Origin of the sequence: Brevundimonas sp., assembly GCF_018608325.1 — a bacterium.
Taxonomy (GTDB): Bacteria; Pseudomonadota; Alphaproteobacteria; order Caulobacterales; family Caulobacteraceae; genus Brevundimonas.
The window spans coordinates 12,654-15,106 of sequence record NZ_JABAZW010000010.1 but is presented as its reverse complement, the minus strand read 5'-3'; the positions used below and the strand labels follow the sequence as shown (position 1 = coordinate 15,106).

Below are 2,453 nucleotides of genomic sequence, written 5' to 3'. Positions count from 1 at the left end.
ACCTTGGCGATCCGCGCGGCCGTGGCTCCAGGCAATGGCGGAAAGCGTCGGCAACGACACGACGAAACTGATGATGTTGCCCGGCCGCTGAGCGTACTCAAGGATGTTGACGCCCTGGCTGATCATGACCGCCCCATCGAGCGGCAGCCCGGCCGCCTGCAACTGGCTGGCCGCTTCCGCCACACGCACAGTGCCGTAGCTTTCCCCGATCAAGTAACGTGGGGAATTCTGGCGACCATGTTTCACAGTCCAGCCGCGCACCAGCTCAACCAGTTGGGTTGCGTCGGCGGCCACAGAATGCTGGCTGTCGAGCGAAACTCCGGGCTCCATTCTGCTGAAACCCGTGCCCGGCGGATCGAAGAACACGAGGTCGGCCACGTCGAGCAGGGAATACTTGTTTTCAATCACCCGGAAATCGGCGGCAGGCGCGTTGATGTCATCCGGAATAGCCAGCCGTTTCGGCCCCATGGCGCCCATGTGCAGAAGATGGGAGGCTGCACCGGGTCCGCCATTGAATATGAAGATCACGGGACGCTCGTGTCCGGCGCCCTGATCCCGCGCGACGTAGGAAATCACGCCCAGCTGGGCGGTTGGAACGCCTTGCGCATCTCGTGTCGCCACGCGTTCGACGAAGGCGTCGTAGGCGACACGACGTCCATTAAAGCGTCCCTCATGGCGGCTCACAATCGGCCTCTCGAGGGCCACGGCCGTCTGCACTGCGCGCGGCGAAGACTGCGCATAGGCTGGCGCCGCCAGCGGCGTCAGCATGGCTGACGCCAATGCGAGACTGATGAGATTACGTCGCAACATGAAACAGCCTGCCTATTGCTGGCGACGCCTGGGTCGTCGCTCTATTTTCTGAAGTCTGCAGCAGGATGCCCAAATAGGCTGCACCTCCGCCCCCCATGAGCAGCAAGCTATCGCGTCTCGTTACGAAAATTTATGCGATTTATTCGGGTCTCAATGGAAGTTCGGCTTGTTCATGCACACATGCCCGCGATAGCGCTCCAGTTGTTCGAACCAGGATCTATGAGTTCGCTTCACCGGCGATCACCTCGAATTCGACTGGAGCAAAGCCAAGGACCTGGACTTCATGGCGACCTCTACGAAGCTCCGTCATGGGGGCTAAGGCGCCGGTCAGGACGATATCGCCTTGCCGCAGATGACGGCCTGATTTTGTCGCTGCATTCGCTAGCCAGGCGAGGTTCTCTGCGATTTCGTTCATGGGCGGATGGGCGAAAGACGCTGCGGCGATCTGAAGTCCATCTCTCAAGATGACGGCAGACATGACCGACTGCGGGATGCGGTATCCCCCTTGGAATTCGCCCACGACGGCATAAGCGACGCAACCATTGTCTGCCGCCATGTCGACAGGGCTGATCGTCCAGTCCGTTATCGCCGTGTCGACGACCTCTGCAGCCACCGCCCAGCCGTCTATGCTGCCAAGCATATCGGCAGAGGCCACAGGTCCGACCACATCGACAGCAATCCGAGCCGCGATCTCCACCTCGACACGCGGTGCAATCATGCCGTCCAGATCAAGCTCGCCCCCCGTATCAGAAACAACCATGTGATCGAGAAGGACCCCGTAGAAAGGCTCCAACACCCCCGCCTTTGCGCGTGCCGCTGCAGACGTGAGGCCGATCTTCCAGCCGACCTGGCGAGCGCCGTTTTGCTCAGCCGCCTCTATGAGCAAGCCCTGAATTCGGTATCCACGGGCAATGTCATTCGACAGGCGCGCCGACGACGAGGGCACAGGTCGACGCTCCGCCCTAGCGGTGTGCAACTCTTGCATGATGACACGATGCAGAGCGTCCTCCTCGGGCGTGAAGCCGCTCACGTCTCCGCAGACCATGCGGGGACGCTATCCGTCTGGCGCCGCATCCATTCGACCACCGCCAGATCCTGCGCCGCATGGCCGAGCGACTTGTATATCGTGATCTGAGAACCATTCTCCCGGCCGGCGAACCTGCCAGCCAGCACGTCGCCAATCTCACCGGCTATATGCTGGTCGTCGATCAACCCCGCAGCCTTTGCGCGCAGGAACTCGCCGCCATGCGCCAGCACATGTTCGCGATGATCAACGATGAAGCGACTGCGGGCGACCAGATCCGCGTCGATCTCGGCTGACAGCGGATTGCTGGACCCCACGACATTCACGTGAACCCCGGCGCCGATCCACGCGCCCTTCAGGATAGGGTCGCGCGCTCCTGTTACGGTGCACACGATCGAAGCGTCGCGAACGGCCTGCTCGACGCTCAGAGCCGTCTCGATGTGAAGTCCCGTTTTTACTGCCATCGACTGTACAAATGCGTCCGTTCGATCTGGATCGCGCCCCCACACCGATACATGTTTCAAGTCGCGCATCGCGGCGATCGCCTCGATATGCATGGCGGCTTGACGCCCGACGCCAATCACCGCCAGGCGATCTGCGTCGGGCGCCGCCAGCGCTT

2 protein-coding genes and 1 pseudogene are annotated in these 2,453 nt (G+C 61.5%); all 3 read right to left on the bottom strand.

What is annotated here, in order from left to right; all coding sequences use genetic code 11:
* Positions 1-768, bottom strand: a pseudogene (locus QZ281_RS00930) (hypothetical protein); the annotation flags it as partial.
* Positions 769-1,027: 259 nt separating this feature from the next.
* Positions 1,028-1,840 carry a hypothetical protein gene (locus tag QZ281_RS00925; RefSeq protein WP_292223565.1) on the bottom strand — a complete coding sequence of 271 codons (813 nt, stop codon included), beginning with the start codon at positions 1,838-1,840 and terminating at the stop codon, positions 1,028-1,030.
* Positions 1,837-2,453, bottom strand: a 617-nt coding sequence (locus QZ281_RS00920; RefSeq protein WP_292223563.1) for a Gfo/Idh/MocA family oxidoreductase, incomplete at its 5' end; no start/stop codon positions are given. The genes QZ281_RS00925 and QZ281_RS00920, both read right to left, overlap by 4 nt.